Origin of the sequence: Dietzia sp. CQ4, from assembly GCF_014145125.1 — a bacterium.
GTDB classification, from domain to species: Bacteria; Actinomycetota; Actinomycetes; order Mycobacteriales; family Mycobacteriaceae; genus Dietzia; species Dietzia natronolimnaea.
Genome location: NZ_JAALDZ010000342.1, coordinates 1 through 3,436 on the forward strand (window position 1 = coordinate 1; position 3,436 = coordinate 3,436).

At 70.3% G+C, this 3,436-nt stretch carries 4 protein-coding genes; all 4 read left to right on the plus strand.

The window, feature by feature from the left end:
* The coding region (locus G6031_RS16360) for a helix-turn-helix domain-containing protein (protein ID WP_182653838.1) at window positions 1–361 on the plus strand (361 nt) is incomplete at its 5' end.
* 155 nt (window positions 362–516) lie between these two features.
* The gene (locus G6031_RS16365; protein ID WP_179524988.1) at window positions 517–1,443 is read left to right on the plus strand and encodes an ACP S-malonyltransferase; all 927 of its coding nucleotides are present in this window, start codon (window positions 517–519) and stop codon (window positions 1,441–1,443) included.
* Window positions 1,444–1,547: 104 nt separating this feature from the next.
* Complete coding sequence (gene acpM, locus G6031_RS16370) at window positions 1,548–1,799, plus strand: meromycolate extension acyl carrier protein AcpM (RefSeq protein ID WP_095719155.1); 252 nt, start codon at window positions 1,548–1,550, stop codon at window positions 1,797–1,799.
* Between the two features lie 258 nt (window positions 1,800–2,057).
* Window positions 2,058–3,436, plus strand: a 1,379-nt coding sequence (locus G6031_RS16375; protein WP_182653839.1) for a carboxyl transferase domain-containing protein, incomplete at its 3' end; no start/stop codon positions are given.

A 3,436-nucleotide genomic window follows, 5' to 3' on the forward strand; every position in this document is an offset into this window, starting at 1 on the left:
CGCGGCGGCCGCGACCGGGTGGCCCGGCGCCCCCCGCCCGGTGGCGGCGATCGACCTGTTGCCGGAGCGGGTCCTGGGCGGTGACCGCGGGGCGGCGGGGATGCTGGTGGAGCGGATCGTCACCCCGCTCCGGGGCGCCGATCCGTCCCTGGAGGAGACCCTGAGGGCCTACCTGGACTCGGGTGGTCACGTGGAGGCGTGTGCGCGCGGGTTGTATGTCCATCCCAACACCGTGCGGTATCGCCTCAAACGAGTGAGCCAGATCACCGAGTTCGACCCGCTTGACGCGAGGGAGGCTTTTGTCCTCCGGATAGCCCTCGTCCTCGGCAAGTTCGCCGAACGAAGCCCTCAGGACAGCTAAACAATCACTCTCGTCACACCCTGTAACGAAAACTCCACTCACAGAGATGTCGACCCACTCAACACCGGATTTGTGGGAACCCCACAAAATCCGGCCGGTGTTTCTGGTTACGAGAACATCATCCGAGGGAGGGCAACACGTGTTGTCTGATACTCGTGCTTTGCCTCACCGCCCCCGGACAAGGGTCCCAGAAAGCCGGAATGCTCGCGCCATGGCTCGAGCTACCCGGCGCCTCGGCCCGCCTCGACGAGTGGTCCGCCTCGAGTGGACTCGATCTCGAACGCCTGGGCACCACCGCGACCCTGCAGGAGATCACCGACACCGCGGTCACCCAACCGCTGGTGGTCGCCTCCGCGTTGCTCGGAACCGCAGAGCTCCGTCGACGGGGCCAGGTGCCCGCCGACACGATCGTCGCCGGGCACTCCATCGGTGAGGTCGCGGCGCTCGCGATCGCCGGTGTGGTCTCGGAGGCGGACGCGCTCCGCCTGGCGTCGGTCCGGGGCGCCGCGATGTCACGGGCCTGTGCCGACCGGCCGACCGGGATGATCGCCGTCCTGGGAGGGGTCGAGGCCGACGTCCTGCTCGCCCTGGAGAACGCCGGCCTGGAACCCGCCAACCGCAACGGCGCCGGGCAGATCGTGGCCGCCGGCCCGCTCGAAGCGTGTGACGCGCTCGAGCAGAACCCTCCGAGCCGCGCCCGCCTGCGCCGCCTCGACGTGGCCGGGGCGTTCCACACGCGGCACATGGGGTCCGCCGTCGAGAGGTTCCGCGCCCTCGCGGACACGATCGAGGTCCGGGATCCCGAGCTGACCCTGCTCTCGAACGCCGACGGCATGGTCGTCACCTCGGGCAGGGACGCCGTGGACCGCGTGATCTCACAGATCACCCATCCGGTCCGCTGGGACCTGTGCACGCAGACCATGCTCAAGCTCGGCGTGGACGCGTTCGTCGAGCTCCCCCCGTCCGGGGCGCTCGTCGGCCTGGCCAAGCGCATGATGCGCGAGGTGCCCCGGCACGGCGTCACCACGCCCGAGGACCTGGAGGACGCGCTCGACGCCGTCCCCGCACTCAGCGGCGCGTAGACCACCCCCACGAACCCGCGGTCGCCGGCCTCGCCCGGCGGTCGCGTCATGACGACCCCGCCGTGCCCGACCGGGCGCGACGACACCACCAGAAAGGACACCACATGGCACGCACCGAGGCCGAGATCATCTCCGGACTTGCGGAGATCGTCGAGGAGGTCACCGGAATCGAGCCCTCCGAGGTGACCCCGGAGAAGTCCTTCGTGGACGATCTGGACATCGATTCGCTCTCCATGGTGGAGATCGCGGTCCAGACGGAGGACCGCTACGGGGTGGAGATCCCGGACGAGGACCTCGCCAAGTTGCGTACTGTGCAGGATGCGGTCGACTACATCCAGAAGATCGACCAGAGCTGACACCACGTCCCGGAGCACGGGGCGGGGACGCGTTCAGGGCCGAAGGTGCGGTCGGTGCACCAGACGAGCCCGCGTCTCCACCCCACGTCCGGGACCCGACACACGAGAGCACCCCGCGTCACGCGGGGTGACGGGCGGAAGGCGCGATCAGGGACGGGGGTCCCGGATCGCTCGCCTCCCCCACACCAGCCAGTCCGGGGGTCCATAAGGAGCGCACCCTCCCATCCGGGAGGTGCGCCGCGGAAAGGACTGCATTCGATGACCATCACGAGCACCGTGGACCAGAACACCCAGATCGACCCGCGCGACCCCGTCGCCCGGCTCGAGAACCTCTTCGATCCGGCATCACTGGAGTTCCTCACGGAACCCGACGCGTCGGGCGCGCTCGCCGCGCGGGGCCTGATCGACGGCGAACCCACGATCGCCTATGCCACCGACGCCACCGTCATGGGTGGCGCGATGGGCCTGGACGGGTGCCGTCACATCGTCCACGCGATCGACACCGCCATCGACGAGCACCTGCCCGTCGTGGGCGTGTGGCACTCGGGAGGGGCACGACTCGCCGAGGGCGTCGAGGCGCTGCACGCCGTCGGCCTGGTCTTCGAGGCCATGGTCCGCGCCTCGGGCCACGTGCCCCAGATCTCGGTCGTGCTCGGGCCCGCCGCCGGCGGTGCCGCGTACGGCCCCGCGCTCACGGACGTCGTGATCATGGCGCCGGCGGGCAAGATCTTCGTCACCGGACCCGACGTGGTCCGCTCCGTCACCGGGGAACAGGTGGACATGGAGGGCCTCGGCGGCCAGGACGTCCACCACCGCAAGTCCGGCGTGTGTCACATCGCCGCCTCTGACGAGCGGGACGCTCTGCACCGCGCGAGGCGGCTGGTGAACCTCCTGTCCGCGCAGGGTGAGTTCGATCTGCGGGCGCTCGAGGGCGACCACACGGATCTGGCGGGGTTGCTCCCGGAGTCACCCAAGCGTGCCTACGACGTGCGTCCCCTCGTCCACGGCATCCTCGACTCGTCCGAGTTGGACGGGAGCACGACCTTCGAGGAGCTCCAGGCCAAGTGGGCGCCCAGCATCGTGGTGGGCTTCGGCAGGATGTCGGGCCGCACGGTCGGCGTGATCGCCAACAACCCGCTCCGCCTGGGGGGTTGCCTCAACTCCGAGTCGGCCGAGAAGGCCTCCCGGTTCGTCCGCCTGTGCAACGCGTTCGGCGTACCGCTCCTCGTCGTCGTCGACGTCCCCGGTTACCTCCCCGGGGTCTCCCAGGAGTGGGAGGGCGTCGTCCGGCGTGGCGCCAAACTGCTGCACGCCTTCGCGGAGGCGTCCGTCGCCCGCGTCACGCTGGTCACCCGCAAGATCTACGGCGGGGCCTACATCGCCATGAACTCGCGCGCGCTGGGCGCCTCCGCCGTGTTCGCGTGGCCCGATGCGGAGGTGGCCGTGATGGGCGCCAAGGCGGCGGTGGGCATCCTGCACAAGCGCACGCTCGCAGCGGCGCCGGAGGACGAGCGCGAGGCCCTGCACGAGCGGCTGGCCGACGAGCACGCCGCGATCGCCGGTGGCGTCGGCCGGGCGGTCTCCATCGGTGTGGTCGACGAGGTCATCGAACCGACCGACACGCGTCGCCGCCTCGC